The sequence below is a fragment of the Halorubrum sp. JWXQ-INN 858 genome, from assembly GCF_009806985.1.
Classification (GTDB): domain Archaea; phylum Halobacteriota; class Halobacteria; order Halobacteriales; family Haloferacaceae; genus Halorubrum.
On the sequence record NZ_WUAX01000004.1, the window covers coordinates 64,532 to 83,341 of the forward strand.

The following is an 18,810-nucleotide window of genomic DNA, read 5'->3' on the forward strand; positions in this document are numbered from 1 at the left end:
GCGGGGTGCTATCGGCGGGTGTAGCGCTGTCGGCGGACGGAATGCTGTCGGTGGGGGGAGCGCTGGCGGGGGAATCAGTCGACGTACCCGTCGACCCGGGAGCGATCGCCCGTACCGCCGGTGAGCGCGCTCGCCAGCGCGCCCTTGACGACGACCTCGTCGCCGAGGGCGGTCAGGCGGATCTCGGGGACGTTGATGAACACCATGTCGGCGAGCTTCTCGCGGACGGGGTCGAGCACTCGTTCGGGGTTGTTGAGCGCGACCGCGCCGCCGAGCGAGACGACGAGCGGGGCGTACGCGTGGATGACGTTCGCGATCCCCATCGCGTTCCAGTGGGCGACCTGGGCGATCACGTGGTCCGCGAACGTGTCCTCGCCGGCGGCGGCGAACACGTCGACGGCGGAGAAGTCGGGGTCCGCGATCGGCAGCGACGTGTCGATCGGGTCCTCGGCGTGGAGCTCGCGAGCGTACTTCGGGATGTTGTTGCCCGAGCAGTACGCCTCCCAGTGGCCGTCGTGGCCGCAGCCGCAGGTCATGAAGCCGTTCGGGTCGATCGTCATGTGGCCGACCTCGCCGGCGTTACCGTCCCACCCCGAGAGGACGCTCCCGTCGACGGCGACGCCCGCGCCGATCCCCGAGGAGATGGTGAGGTACACCATGTCGTCGGGGTTGCTCTCGGCGTGAAAGCGCTCGCCGATCACGCCGGCGTTGGTGTCGTTGTGGAGGTACACCTCGTCGGTGTCGAGCAGCTGTGAGACGGGGCCGGTGAGCGGGATGCGCTCGACGACGTCCGGGAGGTTCGCCGGTCCCTGCACGACGCCGGCCGCGAGGTCGAGCGGACCGATCGATCCGATCCCGGCGGCGACGACGTCCCGGGGGTCGACGCCGGCGTCCGTACAGGCCCCGCGGACGACGCTCAACACCGCCTCCGTGACCGCGATCCCGTTCGGGCCGCGGGGCGTACCGCGCGCGTCAGCTCCGAGCACGGTCGCGGTTTCGTCCCCGACGACCGCGCGGACGTTCGTCGCACCGAGGTCGACGCCCACGTAGTACATCGGGTGTATCGCCGGCCCGGCGTCACTTAAACGGGACGCTTCGCGCGATCCGGCGGTGTCGTTCGTCGAAGAGCCGCGAGCCACGTCAGGCCGTGTGTTCGCGGACGAACGTGACCGGGGACGGCGACGACAGGATCACGTCCTGTGCGACGCTGCCGAACACGGCCTTCCCGGTCGGCGACCGGCTCCGACCGCCGACGAGCACGCGGTCGGCCGACTCCGCCGCCGCGAGGTCGACGATCTCGTCGGCGTGGTCGCCGACGGCACCGCGGATCGTGTGGTCGACGCCCGCCGCCGACAGGGCCTTCGAGATGTCGCGAGTCGTCGTGTGCCGCTTCGCGACCGCGTCGGGGGTCGACTCCTCGCTTTCGGGATCGACGCCGAGCCGGTCGCGGACCGCCCCGAACTCGTCGTCGGAGAAGACGTGCGCCAGCACGACCGTCGCGCCGGTCGGCTCGGCGACGTTGATCGCCTCCTCGGCCAGTTGTGCGGTCCGGTTCTCGTCTTCGGTTCCGACCGCTAAGAGGATCGTTTCGATGCTCATACACCCCTTTCGCGCCCGTCGCGGATAAGCTTGCTCATTCTTTACTCAATCCTGAATTAATTTTCACACCGTTCGTTCGACCGGCGAGACGCGCGCCGAGGCCGGTCAGGAACGGTCGGAACGATCTCGACGGTCAGGACGGTCGAGACGATCGCGACCGTTCGTCGGCGGCGGGTCGACGAACAGCGGATCGCCCGGGGGGCGCCCGTAGTCGACGACCCAGTACCGGCCGTCGTGGACCCCGACGTTCTCGGGTTTCAGCTCGTCGAAGTGGAACCGTTCCCGGTGGGGTGCGAGCGCCTCGCGGACCCGACGGAACGCGTCTGCTTGCTCGTCGTCCGGCGGCGGGACGGTCGCGCGCGGCATGACGACCCAATCGCCCGCGTCGGCGGCGGCGACCACCGGCAGGAACGGGTGGTCGGCGACGGCCTCCCAGAGCCGTCGCTCACGCCGGTTCTGTGGGCGGCCGTCACCCATCTCCGCGGAGGGACCGTACCGCGCGAGTTTCGCGATCAGCGGGGGCGGCTCCGTCGGTGATTCCGGCGACGACGACCTCGAGGGCGACGATGACCCCGATGGCGACGACGGCGGAGACGGTGGAGACGGCGAGGACGTTCCGGGACCGGGCAGCGTGACGGCGACACGGCCGGTACCGACGCCGACGACCTCGAGCCCGTGGTCGGCGGCCGCATCGTCGAGGACCGCCTCCTCGGTCGGCGCGAGCTCCCGGAAGTACGTCAGCTCCTCCCCGGCCGGCCACGACCACGTCCGCCCGGCGTACTCCCACTCGGTCTCCGCGACGGCCGCCGCGTCGAGGGCCTCGCGTCTGGCCGCCCGGAGCCGGGTCGCGACCGCCGACAGCGACGCTCGCGTCCCGGCCCCTACGGGGTCGTCACACATTCGAGTGTCGCTACCGCGCCGAGGATCAATAGCCTGTCGCCGCCGGCACGACCCGTACTGGGTCGTCGCCGGCACGATCGGTGTCGGTCGCCCACGCCACAGCCGAGATCGGTCGCACCCGCCACAACCCGTATTGACCTCCCGGTCGAAGGGGGCTCGTGAGCACGATCCTGCTGGTACGTCACGGGGAGACCGAGTGGAACGCGGGGGGCCGGATCCAGGGGTGGGCCCCCGTCGCCCTCGCCGAAACGGGACGGCGGGAGGCCGAGCGGGTCGCCACCCATCTCGCGGACGCGTACGACGTCGACGCGGTCGTGAGCTCCGACCTGACTCGGGCGACGGAGACCGCGGACGCGATCGCCGACGCCGTCGGGGCCACCGTCGAGACGGACCGACGGCTCCGCGAGCGCGACTTCGGCGTGTATCAGGGGCTCCCCTCGGGGACGTTCTTCGAGCGGTTCCCCGAGCTTGACTTGTTGGAGAACGGCGCGGACGCCGCCGCGTACACGCCCGAGAGCGGCGAGAGCTGGCTCGACGTTCGCCGCCGCGTCCGGGCGGCCGCCGCCGACCTCGCGGCACGTCCCGGCACGGTCGTCGCGGTCACCCACGTCAACCCGATCCGGCTGCTCGTCGGCGAGCGGACCGGGAGGGACGTCGTGGAGAGCCTCACCGAGATCGACGCCGACAACTGCTCGGTCACCGGGATCGGCGAGGACGGTCGGGTCGTGAGCGAGAACGGAACCGGGTTTCTCGACTGACCGGATCGCTCTCGTCGGAGCCCGCCCCCCGGAGCGAGCCCACCGTTCACGTCGCGACGCCCGTCACCGGTTCCGCTCGCCGGCCTCCAGCGCGCGGACGAGTTCGACGACGTTGTCGACCGCCTCCGCGGCGAGCGCCTCCCCCTTCTCGCGGGTGGCGGTCGTCGGGTCGCCGAGGTTCCCCGTGTGCGTCAACGCGGCCATGTCGTCGGCCGAGAGCGCCCAGCCGACGCGGTTGTCGCCGAGCGCGTCGTACGCCGTCAGCGGCAGCGAATCTGCGGGCGGCTCGACGGCCTCCGCCTCGTCCATCCGCACGAGGTCGGGATACAGCGCCAGCATGAGACTCGTCTCGAACTCCGAGGCGTGAAACGTCGTCGTCGAGTCGCGAACCCGCGCGGCCGCGTCCGAGAAGACGTTCACGAGCGGCACGTGGAAGGCGTCGAGGTCGTGGTCGATCCGGAGGTCCCGGACGACCACCTCGAGCTCGGGGTCCTGCGCGAGGTAGTGGCCGTTGAGGAGGAGCACCGACTCGATCCCCCAATCGGCGGCGCTCGCGGCGACGTCGCGGACGTACGACCGGAACGTCTCGCTACCGACCGTGAACGTCCCCGGCTTGAACGTGTGGTGGGAGCTGACGCCGTACGGGATCGACGGGGCGACGAGCGCGGGCACCCGCTCGGCGATCCGCTCCGCGATCGCCTCGGGCATCAGCGTGTCGACGCCGAGCGGCAGGTGGTGGCCGTGCTGTTCGGTCGCGCCGACGGGGACGAGCAGCGTCGACGTCGACCCCGTCGCCCGGTCGACGTCGCGCCACGTCATCCGATCGAGCCGATACGTGTCGAGGCCCCCCGCGTCGCCGAGCGGCGCGGCGGCCGTCTCCTCGCGGTCCATGCGCTCGCTTCGAGGCGCGAGGGGAAAACCGTTCAGTCGTCGGCGTCGGTCAAGTCGTCAGCGTCGGTCAAGTCGTCGGCGTCGGTCAGGTCGACATACGTCCGCCGGACGGTGACCGTGGTGACGTCCGCCGCGTCCGCGGCCGCCTGCTGCGTGCAGTCGGCGTCGAGTTCTCGCGCCGCGGTGTACAGGCAGGCGGCGGCGACGCCCGCCGGGTTGCGCCCGTTGGCGATCCCCTCCGCGACGGCGCGGTCGGCGAGCTCCCGGGCGCGACGCTCGACGCGCGGCGGACAGTTCACGGCCGAGGCGAACCGCGGGAGGTACTCGGCGGGAGCGGCCGGCCCGATCGGGAGGCCGAGCTCGCGGTTCATCGCGTCGAAGGCGGCGGCGTGTTCGTTCTCGGTCGCCTTCGCCTCGGCACAGATCTCCTCGACCGTCCGCGGGACGTCGGCGGTGCGGCAGGCGACGTAGACGCAGGCCGCTGCGAACCCCTCCAGCGAGCGCCCCCGAAGCAGGCTCTCGTCCTGTGCGGAGTCGAACAGGGTACACGCCGTGTCGCGGATGCTGTCCGGCAGTTCCAGAACGCCCGTGAGCCGACGGATCTCGGTGTACGCGTACACCTTGTTCCGGTCGCGTTTCGTGGAGATCCGTGCGCGGTTGTGCTGGGTCCGCATGCGTGCGAGCCGGCGGCGTTTCCGCCCCTTCACTCGGGTCGAGCGACCGATCTCCGTCGAGAGGCCGCGGTCGTGTCGCGAGCGCGTGAGCGGCGCACCGGTCCGCTCCGGGTTCGTGTCGTCGTCGCTGAACGAGCGCCACTCGGGCCCGTGGTCGATGCGGTCGGCCTCGACGACGAGCCCGCACGCCGCACACACCCGCTCCGCGCTCTCGACCCGGGTCCGGCCACCGCACTCGGGACAGGCCTCTGCGGTTTCGGCGGGGCGGGCGGTTTCGGAGCCGTGCGACCGAACGCGAGTCGTGCGTGCCTCACTCATCACGTATGATCCTCGGGCCCGAACCCTTACTTAAACCCGGGAGGATCGGGGGTCGATCGGCGGATTCGGCGGCGACGAACCTACCGGTAACCGGTAGGTGATCGCGGACGCATCCCGACGCCGTCCCTGGATTTTAAGTGACCGTGCCGAACAGTAGTCGCATGACGCTGTCGGAGATCGCGGCGGGCATCGAGGTGACCGCACAGCAGCGGGACCGGGGCGTCGCCGTCGCTGACGACACGGGGACGCCGCTCGCCGAGCGGCTCCGGGACCACGCCGACGAGCTGCCGTGTACGGCGGCCGCGACCGCGACGCTGGTCGACGCGTACACGGCCGGCCGGAGCGTCGGCGACGCCGCCGACGAGGCGGGCGTGACGCCGATGACGGCCGCGAAGACGCTGCATCGAAGCGGCGTGTCCGGGGTCTGCCCGCTGGCCCCGACCCGGCGCGGGATCGTCCGGGACTGGCTGGACGGACGGATCGCTCGGACCGAGGCGGTCGGGCTGGTCGGCGGCGACGACGCCGACTTCGCGCTCGCGACGTACGTCGAGACCCACGACCCGATCCCGGCGGTCGCCGAGGCGGTCGGCGCGAACGTGTCGGGCACCGCCCCGCTCGGCGGCGACGCCGGCGAGGACGGTGCGCTAGGCGAGGGGGCGCTCGACGCCCGCTAAGCCACCACAGGGACCGCCTGCCTTCCGAATCCGTTTCTTTCCGAATCCGCTTCTTTCCGAACCCCTTCCTTTCGAACCCGCTCCATTCCGAATCCGCTTCCTTCCGAATCCGCTCCCTTCCGAATCCCTTGCTCGCCTATCGGAGCCGTCCGAGCAGCCCGTCCTCCTCGAACGTGACGTCGACGGACGCACCGAACAGCTCCGCGTACGCGTCGGCGACCGCGCGGGCGTAGGCGTCGGTTCCCGCCGCCGTGACGGGAGCGTTCGCGACCGCGGGGTCGGTGGGCGGGAGGGTGACGTCCGCGTCCTCGCTCGCGGCGTCCCCGGCCGCGTCGGGGCGGGTCTCGACGGCGAGCGTCGCGGCGACGTCAGCGCCCACGTCGGCGACCCGTCCACGGAGCCGCTGGAGCGCGTCCCGACCGTGCTCGCTCGCCGGATGGACGCCGACGATCCGGTCGGCGGTCGTGACCGCCGCGACCGCCTCGTTCGACGCGACCGGGGAGACGTCGAGGACGACGGCGTCGTAGCCGCGTGCGGCCTCTCGGATCCGCTCCTCGAGCTCCCGGGCCGCCTCCGCGGTCTTCGCCCGGGCGACCCGCTCGAACGGACCCCGGGCCGGGACCAAGTCCGCGCGCGCCGGGGAGTCGACCGCGCGGTCGATCGCGAGCGAGTACGTCGCCGCCGTCAGCGACGCGTCCGTCCGGTCGGTGAGAAGCGCGGTGAGGTCCGTCCCGATCCGGCCGTCCACGTACTCGGAGAGTCCCTGCGTCCCGAACGCGGCGTCGATCACGGCCACGTCGCGGCCGTCCCGCATCGCCATCGTCGCCAGCTCGATCGCCGTCCGCGTCGTCCCCGCGCCGCCGGTCGCCCCGACGAGCGCGACCGTCTTCGCGTTCGTGTCCATACCCGTCGCTTCCCGTGGTTTCCCGTTTAAACCCTGTGGAGGACGGCGAGCGGTGAGGCAGGTGGTGACGGCGAGCGGTGAGGCAGGTGGTGGCCGCGAGCGGCGAGGGCAGGTGGTGTCCGCGAGCCATGGCGGCAGATGGCGGCGGACGGGAGCGTTACCCGGCGACTGCGGCAGCGATCTCGTCGGCGAGCGCGTCGAGGTCGTCGTCGGAGAGGTCGGGGCGCTCCCCGCCGACGGCGTGTATCGGCGCGCCGCCGTCGCCCTCGAACCGGGGGATGACGTGGACGTGGACGTGCGGCACCTCCTGACCGGCCGCCTCGCCGTCGTTGATCCCGACGTTCGCGGCGTCGGCGTCGACGACCGCCTGGAGGCGCGGCGTCAGCGACGCCACCGCGTCGAACATCGCGCTCGCGTCGGCGGCGTCGAGGTCGCCGACGTGTTCGGCGTGCGATTTCGGGATCACGAGCGTGTGCCCGCGCGCGAGCGGGTTGGCGTCGAGGAACGCGAGGACATCGGCGGTCTCGTGGACGGTTCGGACCGGGATGTCGCCGGCGACGATCGAACAGAACACGCAGTCGTCGGTCATACGCGAGCGGTCGGCCGCGCGGCGTATGAAGGTTTCCCGCCCGCATCGTATCCCTGCCCGGCGATATGAGCACACAAGTGCTGAAACGGCAGCGCTCGCACCGCAGGACCGTCCGGACCCGCCACCTTATACGTCGCGACGGCGAACCTCCGAACGAATGAGCGAGGAGTTCGTACTGCTCGAGCCCGAGGACGCCCCGGGCGACGAGTGGGAGACGCTGGACGTCTCCGACACCGAGGCCGACCGGATCGCCCGCAAACAGGACCGGGAGTTCAGCGAGTTCCGCGAGCGGGTGAAAGACACCGAGCAGTTCAAGCTCCAGGAGTCGGTGTTCGACGACGCGACGCTTGCGGCGATCTACAAGCTCGTCCAGGACGGCTACGTCGACGCCTTCGGAGGGCCGATCTCGACCGGGAAGGAGGCGAACGTCTTCGAGGCGTTCGGGGGGGAGGCCGGCGAGCGACCCGAGCCGGGGTCGGCGGCGGCCGCCGACGAGTACGGCCGGGAGGTCGCGGTGAAGGTGTACCGGATCAACTCCTCGAACTTCCGGCAGATGCGCGACTACCTGGAGGGCGACCCGCGCTTCGAGGGGATCGCGAACGACAAGAAGGCGGTCGTGCTGGCGTGGACGCGCAAGGAGTTCGCGAACCTGAAGCGCGCCCGCAGGGCCGGCGTCCGGGTGCCGGAGCCGATCGCGGTCCAGCGGAACGTGCTCGTCATGGAGCTCGTCGGCCACGCCGACGACCGCGCCCGGCGGCTCTCCGAGGTGACCGTGGAGAACCCGGAGACCGCCTACGAGGTCGTCCGTGAGTACATGCGCCGGCTCTTCCGGGCGGGACTGATCCACGGCGACCTCTCGGAGTACAACATGATCGTCTACGACGGCGAACTCGTCGTCATCGACCTCGGACAGGCGGTCACCGTCCACCACCCGAACGCCGGCGAGTTCCTCGACCGCGACTGTGAGAACGTGGCGAGCTTCTTCAGCCGAGAGGGTCTCGACGTCGACGGCGACGACCTCCGCGCGTACGTCACCGAGCCCGAGCCGGATTCGAACGAGTAGGTGCCCCGTCGAGAGTGGGGAGCTTGTCGTCCCGGTCGGGGAACGTGGAGCCAACCGCCTCCCGACCGGGATCGGCTCGTCGAGACACGGTATCGACGCGTACACGCCCGTTACACCCCGACACACCCGTCCTCGGCGGAACACGTTTAAAAGGCTCCGACGGGTAACCGGGTACATGCAACACGTGACGGTTCCGCAGGACCGGATCGGTGTCGTTATCGGTGCCGGTGGCGAGACGATGCGGGAGATCGAATCGCGGGCGAACGTGCGGCTCGACGTCGACTCCGAGAGCGGGAGCGTCACCATCGAGGACGCGGGCGATCCCGTCGCCACGATGGTCGCGCCCGACGTGATCAAGGCGATCGGCCGGGGGTTCACCCCCGAAACGGCGCTGTCGATCCTCGACCACGACCTCCGGACGTTCGACTTGATCGACCTCTCGGAACACACCCGCAACGACAACGACCTCCAGCGGAAGAAGGGTCGGATCATCGGGGAGAACGGCCGCACCCGGGAGCTCATCGAGGAGCTGTCCGGCGCGAACGTCGTCGTTTACGGTTCCACCGTCGGGGCCGTCGGCGATCCCGAGGAGCTCCAGGTGGTTCGTCGAGCGATCGGGATGCTGCTCGACGGCGCGCCCCACGGGGCCGTCTACTCGTACCTCGAACGGAAGTCGAACGAGCTGAACGACGACATCGACTTCAACGCTCCCCAGTAGCGCCGATCGACGGGAACGGACCACGGCACCGCCTTCCGCGAGGCGCGCCGACGCCAAGCACGCACCCGTGATTTCGGTTCTGGAGCCCGGTATCCGGTTTCGAATCCGTACTTCCGGCTGGAGACTCGTGTGTTTCTCCGTGGGGTCGTGGTCCCGTTCGGGGAGCCGCTCGTGTATATAAACCCGCATGTGGTAAGTCCACACACCACTGCTCGAGGACCCCCCGTGTCGCGTTTTCGCATACAGTCAACAAAAGATTTATATAGAATCACAAACAATCGATGGTTGTCTATGGCACAGCGACAGCGGATGGGCAATCAGCCCATGATAGTACTCTCCGAGGAGTCGCAGCGGACCTCAGGAAAGGACGCCCAGAACATGAACATCACGGCCGGCAAGGCGGTCGCGGAGTCCGTCCGCACCACGCTCGGCCCCAAAGGGATGGACAAGATGCTCGTCGATTCGGGCGGGTCCGTCGTCGTCACGAACGACGGCGTCACCATCCTGAAGGAGATGGACATCGACCACCCTGCGGCGAACATGATCGTCGAGGTCAGCGAGACGCAGGAGGACGAGGTCGGTGACGGGACCACGTCCGCCGTCGTCGTCGCCGGCGAGCTCCTCGACCAGGCCGAAGAGCTCCTCGACCAGGACATCCACGCAACCACGCTCGCGCAGGGGTACCGTCAGGCCGCCGAGAAGGCCAAGGAGATCCTCGAGGACGAGGCGATCGACGTCTCGGCCGACGACCGCGACACGCTCGTGCAGATCGCCGCCACGGCGATGACCGGTAAGGGCGCGGAGAACGCGAAGGACCTGCTGGCCGAGCTCGTCGTCGACGCGGTCATCGCCGTCGCTGACGACGACGACATCGACACGGAGAACGTCTCCGTCGAGAAGGTCGTCGGCGGCTCCATCGACGAGTCCGAGCTCGTCGAGGGCGTCATCGTCGACAAGGAGCGCGTCGACGAGAACATGCCCTACGCGGTCGAGGACGCGAACGTCGCGCTGTTCGACGGCGCCATCGAAGTGAAGGAGACGGAGATCGACGCCGAGGTCAACGTCACCGACCCCGACCAGCTCCAGCAGTTCCTCGACCAGGAGGAGAAGCAGCTCCGCGAGATGGTCGACCAGCTCGTCGACGTCGGCGCTGACGTGGTCTTCGTCGGCGACGGCATCGACGACATGGCCCAGCACTACCTCGCCCAGGAGGGCATCCTGGCGGTCCGCCGCACGAAGTCCGGCGACCTCAAACGGCTCGCCCGCGCGACGGGCGGCCGCGTCGTCTCCAACCTCGACGACATCGAGGCCGACGACCTCGGCTTCGCCGGCTCCGTCGGCCAGAAGGACGTCGGCGGCGACGAGCGCATCTTCGTCGAGGACGTCGAGGAAGCCAAGTCCGTCACGCTCATCCTCCGCGGCGGCACCGAACACGTCGTCGACGAGGTCGAGCGCGCCATCGAGGACTCGCTCGGCGTCGTCCGGACCACGCTGCTCGACGGGCAGGTGCTGCCCGGCGGCGGCGCGCCCGAGACGGAACTCGCCCTCCAGCTCCGCGACTTCGCCGACTCCGTCGGCGGCCGCGAGCAGCTCGCGGTCGAGGCGTTCGCCGACGCGCTGGAAGTCATCCCGCGCACCCTCGCCGAGAACGCCGGGCTCGACCCCATCGACTCCCTCGTGGACCTCCGCTCCCGGCACGACGCCGGCGAGTTCGGTGCCGGTCTCGACGCCTACACGGGCGACGTGATCGACATGGAGGCCGAGGGCGTCGTCGAGCCGCTCCGCGTCAAGACGCAGGCCATCGAGTCCGCCACCGAGGCGGCCGTCATGATCCTCCGCATCGACGACGTCATCGCGGCCGGCGACCTCAAGGGCGGCGGCTCCGACGACGGCGGCGACGACGAGATGCCGCCGGGCGGCGGTGGCATGGGCGGCATGGGCGGCATGGGTGGCATGGGCGGTGCGATGTAAGCGCCGGCCAGGACACACCTACCATCCAGCCGACCGCGGATACACCGTCGAACCGTTCGACACCGAACCGTTCACCGTCGAACCGTTCGACGCCGAACCGACGACCGACCGCCGCGTAACGGGCCAACCCGAACGCGTGCCGATTTTTTCACACTGCTCCAGCGATCCGACACGATCCGGCCCGATCTGATCCGACACGATCCGATCCAACCCGAAAGCGACGCCTCCGCGGCGACGAACGGAAGCCGTTAGGTGGGCGGCGGGTCAGCGTCGCGTATGGACACGCTGTGTATCACCGGCGGACGGGTGGTTCGACCCGACGCGACCGTCGCGGAAGCGGACCTGCTCGTCGACCGGAACGCGGGCACGATACTCGAGGTCGGGACCGACCTCGACGGCGCGGCGGACGCGACGGAGACGCTCGACGCCGAGGGCTGCGTGGTGATCCCCGGGCTCGTCAACGCCCACACCCACGCCTCGATGACGCTGTTGCGCGGCTACGCGGACGACAAGCCGCTCGGCGCGTGGCTCCGCGAGGACATCTGGCCGACGGAGGCCGAGCTCACCCCCGACGACATCGAGGCGGGGGCCGAACTCGGCGTCCTCGAGATGATCCGGTCGGGGACCACCGCGTTCGCGGACATGTACTTCTCGATGGACCGGGTCGCCGACGTCGTCGACCGCGCCGGCACCCGTGCCCGGCTGGGCCACGGCGCGGTGACCGTCGGCAAGGACGCGGATGCGGCGCGCGCCGATGTCGAAGAGAGCGTCGCGGTCGCGGCCGACCTCGACGGCGCGGCCGACGGCCGGGTCCGGACCGCGTTCATGCCCCACTCGCTGACGACGGTTGACGAGCCGTACCTCCGGGAAGGGATCGAGCTCGCCGCCGAGGCGGGGGTCCCGGTTCACCTCCACGCGAACGAGACGGTCGACGAGGTCGGCCCGATCGTCGAGGAGCGCGACCAGCGCCCGATCGAGTACGCGGAGGGGCTCGGCGCGCTCGGCGAGGGGAACTTCTTCGCCCACGGGGTCCACCTCGACGGGACCGAGATCGATCGGCTCGCGGAGACGGGGACGGCGATCGTCCACTGTCCGGCCTCGAACATGAAGCTCGCGAGCGGGATGGCCCCGGTCCAACGGCTCCACGACGCGGGCGTCACGGTCGCGCTCGGCACGGACGGGGCCGCCTCGAACAACGACCTCGACCTGTTCGACGAGATGCGAGACGCCGCGATGGTCGGGAAGCTCGCCGCGAACGATGCGGCCGCGGTGCCCGCGGAGGCCGTCCTGGAGATGGCGACCGCCGCGGGCGCGGACGCGATCGGCCTCCCGGGCGGTCGCATCGAGCCGGGAGCCGCCGCCGACCTCGCGGTCGTCGACCTCGACGCGCCGCACCTGACGCCCGTCCACGACGTCGTTTCCCACCTCGTGTACGCGGCCCACGGGAGCGACGTGCGCCACACGGTCTGTGACGGCCGGGTCCTCATGCGCGACCGCGAGGTGCTGACGCTGGACGCCGACGCGGTCCAAACGCGGGCCGCGGCCGCCGCACGCGACCTGGTCGCGCGCGCGGAAGCCGCGGAGTGACCGCGAGCGAACGGACCGAAGCCGCGGTCCGAGGCGACCCCAATCGACTACAAACCGGCACCGAACCGGCCACAAACCGACCACAAACCGGGACGAATCCGGCTTAACGGAGTTCCCTTTTTACGTGGTGTCCGCTCCGGAGTCCATCCGTAACGATGAGTACACGTATCCTACACCTGCTGTTGATAGCGGTCGTCGCGATCGGGGCCGTCGCCGGGGTGGCGGCGGCCGACGGTGACCTCACGGTCGAGGTGAGCGACACCGACGCCGAACCGACGGTGACCGTCACCGCGAACGACACCGCCGTCGAGAACGCCACGGTCACGGTCGAGCCGAACGACGAGAACGCCACGTACGTCGGCACGGGCGAGTACGAGACGGACGCGAACGGGACCGTCCATCTCCCCGCCGCCGAGACGAACGTCACGGTCGACGTGACCGCGACGCACGGAGACGAGACCTCGACCGTCGAGGTCGATCTCGAGGGAACGACCTCCGAGGACTCCGGCCTCGCCGTCGAGGTGAGCGACACCGACGCCGAGCCGACGGTGACCGTCACCGCGAACGACACCGCCGTCGAGAACGCCACGGTGACCGTCGCGATCGCCGAGGAGTGGAACGGGAACGGGACGAACACCACCGAGACGAACGAGACGGACGAGACGAACGAGACGAACGAGACGGACGAGACGGGCGAGACGAACAAGACGAACGAGACGGACGAGACGGACGCGACTGATGGAAACGTCACGTACGTCGGCGCGGGCGAGTACGTGACGGATGCGAACGGGACCGTCCACCTCCCCGCCGCCGAGACGAACGTCACGGTCGACGTGACCGCGGCCTCCGGGAACGAGACGGCGACCACGACCGCGACGTTGACCGCCGTGGACGCGGTCGACGACGAAGCCGACGACGCGGACGAACGGGTGCCGTTCGGCCAGCAGGTCCGCGCGTTCATCGCGAGCCTGAGCGACCGAACCGCCGGCTCCGGCGGCATCGGCGGGGCCGTCTCCGAGTTCGTGACGAGCAACAACCCGGGTAACGCGCCGGACCACGCCGGGGGCCCGAGCGAAACGCCCGCGAACGCGACCGACCGACCCGGAAACGCCGGAAACGACGATCGGCAGGGGCCGCCCAGCCACGCTGGAGGCGACGACCGACAGGGACCGCCCAGCCACGCCGGCGGCCCGAGCGACGCGAGCGATGATGCCGACAACGGCAGCGATGATGCCGACAACGGCAGCGATGATGCCGACAACGGCAGCGACGATGCCGACAACGGCAGCGACGATGCCGACAACGGCAGCGACGAGGACGGTGACGAAACCCGTTCGGACGACGGGGAAGACGCTGACGACGGATCCAGTGCGCCCGGCAACTCGGGGAGCGCTCCGGGACAGGGGCCGCCCTAGGACGGCGCGAGCAGACGACTCTTCTGAACGGGCGATTCTTCTGAACGGGCGATTCTTTTGAACGGGCGACTCTCTTGAGTCGATTCGCGACTACGGTCAGGCCGCCAGCTCGTACGTCTCGTACTCGCCGCCACAGGGCGGGCCGCGGACGGCGTGGATCCGTCGACCGTCGAGGTCGATGACGAGGCTCGCGTTGGTCTGCCCGTACTCCTCCTCGGGCAGGCTCTCGTCGACGTGGCTGCAGACGCTGGACGGGCGGCCGAAGTGGTCGCGAAGGCCCGCCTGGATCCCGGCGACGGTGACGCCGCCGTCGTCGCGCTCGGCCGTGAGGTGCCGGCGGAGCCGGGCGGCACGGTACATCGTGCTCGGCCCACGCCCCTCGGTGAGGCTCTCGATCCCGTCGTCGACGAAGTGGTTCGAGTGGGTGAGGATCCCGTTTGTCGGGTTGAGGTGTGCGAATCGTTCGGGGGCGGTTTCGAGGTCGATCACCTCGCCGCCGCCCGCGCGGCTCCCGCCCTGACCGACCCCGTCGGCCGAACCGAGCATGAAGTTCGCCGAGGCGGGGCGGTGCGTCTCGACGATGGGTGCCATCGCCTCGTCGAGCCGCTCGGCGTCCATCACCTCACGACACCGAACGTGGATCGGTTTTCGGAACGGGTTCGCGCCGTCGCGGGGCGACGTGAGGCCGTTGATCCCCATCCCGATCCCGTGCTCGTTGACGCCGGCCTTGCCCCCGACGATGCCCGCCTCCGTGAAGACCAGGTGATCCGGGGCGTCCGGCCGGCGGACGCGCGCGAGCACGATCGTCTCCGCGATCGGGGCCAGCCAGTCCCAGTTCTGTCCGACGTACGTCCGCCCGTCCGCGCTCGCCGACGGGAGCACCCCGAAGCTCGTGCAGCCGTCGACGCCCGCATCGGCGACGCTCGCCTCGCCCGCGGCCCGCCGTTCGGTGCGTTCCTTCCAGGCGGTGTAGATCACCTCGTAGCGGACGTTCAACAGCGCGACGTCGGTGAGGGGGAGACCGCTCCCCTCGGCGACGCCGCGCATCTCGGCGGCGTACGCCTCGTTGACGGACTCGATCAGCGGGACGAACTCGTCCGCCTGCTCGCGAGCGGTGTCGGCGGCGACGCCCTCGTGGGCGAACCGCGTCAGGTACGTCTCCACGTTCGCGGCGATCTCGTCGGCGAGCGCCTCGCCGTGGGCTACGCCGCGTTCCCGCGGCGACCCCGACAGCTCGATGACGTCAAACGTAGTCATGCATGTCGATCGCACGCATGCGACTTAAGCCGTCGGTCGAACCACGGTTCTGCCGGTTCGAGGGTCGACGGCGGTGTCGGCGACGGTGTCGGCGGCGGTGTCGGCGGTGTCGGCGGTGTCGGCTCAAGCCCCGTCGTCGGTGTCGACGACGACGTGGAAACCGTCGCGATGACGGGTCGGGAACGGAACCGCCCGTCGGAAGCGACTGGTTAGCGACCGGTACGGACGGGATGTTCGCGACGCGGTCGCGATACGACCCCCATTACAATCGGACATAAAAACGATCCGAGGTGTGTCATGACCAACCCACAGATCGTGTCGGCGGAGGGATCGAAGGGCGCGGGCGCGACGGCCCGATCGTCGACCACGACGGCCGAGTCGCCGACCACGACGGTCAACAGGCGACAGGCGCTTCGGGTGATCGGGGCGGGCGGCGTGCTCGCCGCCATCGGCGTGGCCAACGGGTCCGCGACGGTGGCGGACGGGGAACGGGCCGAAGCGGGACCCGAACGCGGGGACGGCGAACACGACCGTTCGAGACGGCGAGAAGTCCTCGTCGGCGTGTCGGCGACCGACGAGAGCCCGGGGGAAGCGATAGCGGGCGCGCTGCCGGAGGCCGCCACGGTCGTCCACGAGAACGGGGAGATCCACTACGCGACCGTCGCGTTCGACGCGGACGCGCCGCCCGGCGCGGTCGCGGCCTTCCTCGACGAGGTGATCGAGGTCCCGGTGGTGAAGTACGCCGAGCGGAACCATACCCTGCACGCGGCGTACGTACCGGACGATCCCGGGTTCGAGGACCAGTACGCGCCGGCGATGGTGAACGCGCCCGACGCGTGGGACGTCACCCTCGGGAGCCGTGACGTCACGGTCGCGATCCTCGACTCCGGCGTCGAGTACGACCACGAGGACCTCGTCGACGCGTTCACCGACGATCCGGGGTTCGACTTCGTGACCGGCGGGCCGGATCCCGCCCCTCCAGATCCCGAGATCGACCACCACGGGACACACGTCGCGGGGATCGCTGCGGCCGGGCTCGACAACGGCGTCGGGATCGCGGGAACGTCGAACAGCACGCTGCTGGCGGGTCGGGTCCTCGACAGCAGCGGCCTGGGGATGACCGCCGACATCGCGGACGGGATCGCGTGGGCCGCCGCCCGCGGGGCCGACGTCATCAACCTCTCGCTGGGCGGGATCGAACCGAGTAGAACGCTGCAGAACGCGGTCTCGTTCGCGTATCACTCCGGTTCGTTCCTCGTCGCCACCGCCGGCAACGAGGGGCGACCGGGGGTCGAGTATCCCGCCGCCTACCCGGAGGTGTTCGCGGTGTCCGCGCTCGACGAGACCGCGAACCTGGCGTGGTACTCCAGCTTCGGGGATCGCGTCGACGTCGCCGCCCCCGGATCGAACGTCCTCTCGACGGTGCCGACCGTCAGCGGCTCTTACGCCGAACAGTCGGGGACCTCCATGGCGGCCCCCCTCGTGGCCGGGATCGCCGCCCTCACTCTCACCGAGTACGACCTCTCTGTCGAACGGCTCCGGACACACCTCCGGGACACGGCGGTCGACGTCGGGCTTCCGCGCGAACAGCAGGGCGTCGGACGGGTCGACGCCGGACGGGCCGTCACGACGCCGCCCGAAGACGGCGTCGGCTGTGCGATCGTCAACCAAGGGCTCGGGGAGGGGTTCCTCGAGGAGAGGGACACGTCGTGCTGGCGGTACGACACCGTGTCCGAGTCGCCGTGTCGGGTCCTCGTCGATCTGGATGGGCCGTCCCGAACCGATTTCGACCTCTACGTGAACACCGGGACCGAGCGCTGTCCGTTCCCCGATGACAGTACGCATCGCTCGGTGACGCTCGACAGCCAGGAACACGTCGCCGTCGACGAGCCCGACCCGTCGACCCCCCTCCTGGCGACCGTCCTCGCGTACCGGGGCTCCGGACCGTACGCCGTCACGTTCACCGAATATGCGTGATCGTTCGCGTCGTCCGTCTCGTGCGTGTCGTTCGCGCCGTCTATCTCGCGCGTGTCGTTCGCGTCATCCGTCTCTCGCGTGTCGTTCGCGTCGTCCGTGTCGTCCCGGGGCGTCCGCCGGCGGGCGGAGAACTCAACCCCACGAGCGACCAATGGACGGATCATGAGGCTCGATGGAACCCTCGACGTCGACGTCGCCGACGGTCGCGTTGCGTGTACGTTCACGGTTACGAACACGGGCGCGGAGCCGACCGACCTACGATTCCGGAGCGGCCAGGTCGCCGACGTCACGGTGAGCGCGGCCGGCGACGCCGTCTGGCGTTGGAGCGACGGGAAGCTGTTCACGCAGGCGCTCAAGACGGTGACGCTCGACCCCGACGAGCGGCTGACCCTCGAGGCCGTCTGGGAGGACCCGAAGCCCGGGGAGTACACCGCGAGGGGGGCTCTGGAGGCGACGAACGCGACCGCCGTCGACGTTCGGGAGTTCACGGTTCCCGTGTCGTAGGCCGGGAGGGGCGGACCGATCGCCGACCCTACCCGAAGCAACCGTGGGCCGGAGCGGACCGTGGCGGTACCGGCTTCGAAGCGGCCCCGGGAACCGGCCGAGGATGCGTACCGTCGAACGGACCACGGGAAAGTTTATCATAACCGGGAGCTTCCAGGACTCGGACAGTCATGGAACCAACACCCACACACACGAGCGGTATCTCTCGTCGAACGGCGCTCCGGAAGGGGGCGGCACTCTCGGCGCTCCTCGGAACGGCGCTCGTCGGGGGGACGGGACAGGTCGCCGCGATGAAGAAAGCGGAGCTCGTCGAGGCGATGGCGTCGAGCGCAGGGCTGTCGAAGGCGGACGCCAAACGGGCCCTGGACGGGATGGTTGCGGCGACGGTCGACTCGCTCGTGAAGGGTGATCGGGTGTCGCTGATCGGGTTCGGCTCGTTCAGCGTCTCGAAGCGCGCGGCGCGGACGGGGCGGAGCAACGGTTCCCAGCGGCGCGGCGACGCCGTCTCGGAGGGGCCGGTCCTGTTCGCGCCCGCGGACGAGTTCGTCGCAGCGCTCGATCCGATCCCGGGGAAAGGAGACACGCGCCGGGTCGGGCGGGCGGGCGGACCAAACGCGCAGACGGCCGACGTGACGGTCGACGCGGCGCTGCTCGCCCGGCGGACTCGGCTCTCGAAGGCGGACGCGAAGCGCGCGCTTGATGGCTTCACCCGCGCGGTCGCCGCCGCGTTGGTGAGAGGTGACACGGTGTCGTTGATCGGCTTCGGCTCGTTCAGCGTCTCGAAACGGTCGGCACGGACGGGACGGAACCCACAGACCGGCAAGGAGGTCCAGGTCGCGGGGAGAAACGACGTCCGATTCAAGGCGGGCGCCGAGCTGTCGAAGAGCGTGAATTGACCCGTGTCCCGCGGTCCGAGCTCACGGGTCGACAGTCCGCGCGTGTACGCGACGGGTACGAAACACGCCGGCATCATTGGCACCCCGATCCCGGCCGGCGGAGCGTAAGCCACCC

18 protein-coding genes are annotated in these 18,810 nt (G+C 70.2%); 10 read left to right on the forward strand and 8 right to left on the reverse strand.

Going from position 1 to position 18,810, the window contains the following annotated elements; all coding sequences use genetic code 11:
* Positions 1–74: 74 nt before the first annotated feature.
* From GRS48_RS01155 to GRS48_RS01165, 3 genes are all read right to left on the reverse strand, one after another.
* Positions 75–1,055 carry an ROK family protein gene (locus tag GRS48_RS01155; protein WP_159483109.1) on the reverse strand — a complete coding sequence of 327 codons (981 nt, stop codon included), beginning with the start codon at positions 1,053–1,055 and terminating at the stop codon, positions 75–77.
* A gap of 85 nt (positions 1,056–1,140) precedes the next feature.
* On the reverse strand, positions 1,141–1,599 hold the full coding sequence (locus tag GRS48_RS01160) for a universal stress protein (protein ID WP_159483110.1): 459 nt from the start codon (positions 1,597–1,599) through the stop codon (positions 1,141–1,143).
* Between the two features lie 105 nt (positions 1,600–1,704).
* Positions 1,705–2,499 carry a hypothetical protein gene (locus tag GRS48_RS01165; RefSeq protein WP_159483111.1) on the reverse strand — a complete coding sequence of 265 codons (795 nt, stop codon included), beginning with the start codon at positions 2,497–2,499 and terminating at the stop codon, positions 1,705–1,707.
* Positions 2,500–2,657: 158 nt separating this feature from the next.
* Here GRS48_RS01165 and GRS48_RS01170 point away from each other — a divergent pair, with 158 nt between their 5' ends.
* Complete coding sequence (locus tag GRS48_RS01170) at positions 2,658–3,257, forward strand: histidine phosphatase family protein (protein WP_200840187.1); 600 nt, start codon at positions 2,658–2,660, stop codon at positions 3,255–3,257.
* Between the two features lie 63 nt (positions 3,258–3,320).
* Here the strand turns inward: GRS48_RS01170 and GRS48_RS01175 are convergent, their stop codons facing one another.
* Both GRS48_RS01175 and GRS48_RS01180 read right to left on the reverse strand, forming a co-directional pair.
* Entirely contained in the window at positions 3,321–4,148 is an 828-nt protein-coding gene (locus GRS48_RS01175; protein WP_200840188.1) for a creatininase family protein, read from the reverse strand.
* Positions 4,149–4,180: 32 nt separating this feature from the next.
* Positions 4,181–5,140: a transcription initiation factor IIB family protein gene (locus GRS48_RS01180; protein WP_159483112.1), complete on the reverse strand. Its 960-nt coding sequence runs from the start codon at positions 5,138–5,140 to the stop codon at positions 4,181–4,183.
* 161 nt (positions 5,141–5,301) lie between these two features.
* On the opposite strand from GRS48_RS01180, the gene GRS48_RS01185 reads away from it, so the two are divergent.
* On the forward strand, positions 5,302–5,814 hold the full coding sequence (locus tag GRS48_RS01185) for a hypothetical protein (RefSeq protein WP_159483113.1): 513 nt from the start codon (positions 5,302–5,304) through the stop codon (positions 5,812–5,814).
* A gap of 136 nt (positions 5,815–5,950) precedes the next feature.
* Here the strand turns inward: GRS48_RS01185 and GRS48_RS01190 are convergent, their stop codons facing one another.
* Both GRS48_RS01190 and GRS48_RS01195 read right to left on the reverse strand, forming a co-directional pair.
* Positions 5,951–6,718: a ParA family protein gene (locus GRS48_RS01190; protein ID WP_159483114.1), complete on the reverse strand. Its 768-nt coding sequence runs from the start codon at positions 6,716–6,718 to the stop codon at positions 5,951–5,953.
* Positions 6,719–6,875: 157 nt separating this feature from the next.
* The gene (locus GRS48_RS01195; protein ID WP_159483115.1) at positions 6,876–7,307 is read right to left on the reverse strand and encodes an HIT family protein; all 432 of its coding nucleotides are present in this window, start codon (positions 7,305–7,307) and stop codon (positions 6,876–6,878) included.
* A gap of 157 nt (positions 7,308–7,464) precedes the next feature.
* On the opposite strand from GRS48_RS01195, the gene rio1 reads away from it, so the two are divergent.
* From rio1 to GRS48_RS01220, 5 genes are all read left to right on the forward strand, one after another.
* On the forward strand, positions 7,465–8,370 hold the full coding sequence (rio1, locus tag GRS48_RS01200; RefSeq protein WP_159483116.1) for a serine/threonine-protein kinase Rio1: 906 nt from the start codon (positions 7,465–7,467) through the stop codon (positions 8,368–8,370).
* A 175-nt stretch (positions 8,371–8,545) separates the two neighbouring features.
* Positions 8,546–9,088 carry a KH domain-containing protein gene (locus GRS48_RS01205; protein WP_159483117.1) on the forward strand — a complete coding sequence of 181 codons (543 nt, stop codon included), beginning with the start codon at positions 8,546–8,548 and terminating at the stop codon, positions 9,086–9,088.
* Positions 9,089–9,412: 324 nt separating this feature from the next.
* A complete protein-coding gene (thsA, locus tag GRS48_RS01210; protein ID WP_159483141.1) occupies positions 9,413–11,059 on the forward strand; it encodes a thermosome subunit alpha in 1,647 nt (548 codons plus the stop codon).
* 276 nt (positions 11,060–11,335) lie between these two features.
* Complete coding sequence (locus GRS48_RS01215; protein WP_159483118.1) at positions 11,336–12,646, forward strand: amidohydrolase; 1,311 nt, start codon at positions 11,336–11,338, stop codon at positions 12,644–12,646.
* 155 nt (positions 12,647–12,801) lie between these two features.
* Entirely contained in the window at positions 12,802–14,061 is a 1,260-nt protein-coding gene (locus tag GRS48_RS01220) for a DNA primase (protein WP_159483119.1), read from the forward strand.
* A 96-nt stretch (positions 14,062–14,157) separates the two neighbouring features.
* Here the strand turns inward: GRS48_RS01220 and GRS48_RS01225 are convergent, their stop codons facing one another.
* Complete coding sequence (locus tag GRS48_RS01225; RefSeq protein ID WP_159483120.1) at positions 14,158–15,318, reverse strand: C45 family peptidase; 1,161 nt, start codon at positions 15,316–15,318, stop codon at positions 14,158–14,160.
* A gap of 297 nt (positions 15,319–15,615) precedes the next feature.
* Between GRS48_RS01225 and GRS48_RS01230 the strand changes: the two genes are divergently transcribed.
* The 3 genes from GRS48_RS01230 (at position 15,616) to GRS48_RS01240 (ending at position 18,695) form a co-directional block, all read left to right on the forward strand.
* Complete coding sequence (locus tag GRS48_RS01230) at positions 15,616–17,295, forward strand: S8 family serine peptidase (protein WP_159483121.1); 1,680 nt, start codon at positions 15,616–15,618, stop codon at positions 17,293–17,295.
* A 162-nt stretch (positions 17,296–17,457) separates the two neighbouring features.
* Positions 17,458–17,799 carry a BsuPI-related putative proteinase inhibitor gene (locus GRS48_RS01235; RefSeq protein ID WP_159483122.1) on the forward strand — a complete coding sequence of 114 codons (342 nt, stop codon included), beginning with the start codon at positions 17,458–17,460 and terminating at the stop codon, positions 17,797–17,799.
* A gap of 170 nt (positions 17,800–17,969) precedes the next feature.
* Positions 17,970–18,695: an HU family DNA-binding protein gene (locus tag GRS48_RS01240; RefSeq protein WP_235027961.1), complete on the forward strand. Its 726-nt coding sequence runs from the start codon at positions 17,970–17,972 to the stop codon at positions 18,693–18,695.
* The last annotated feature ends 115 nt before the right edge of the window (positions 18,696–18,810 follow it).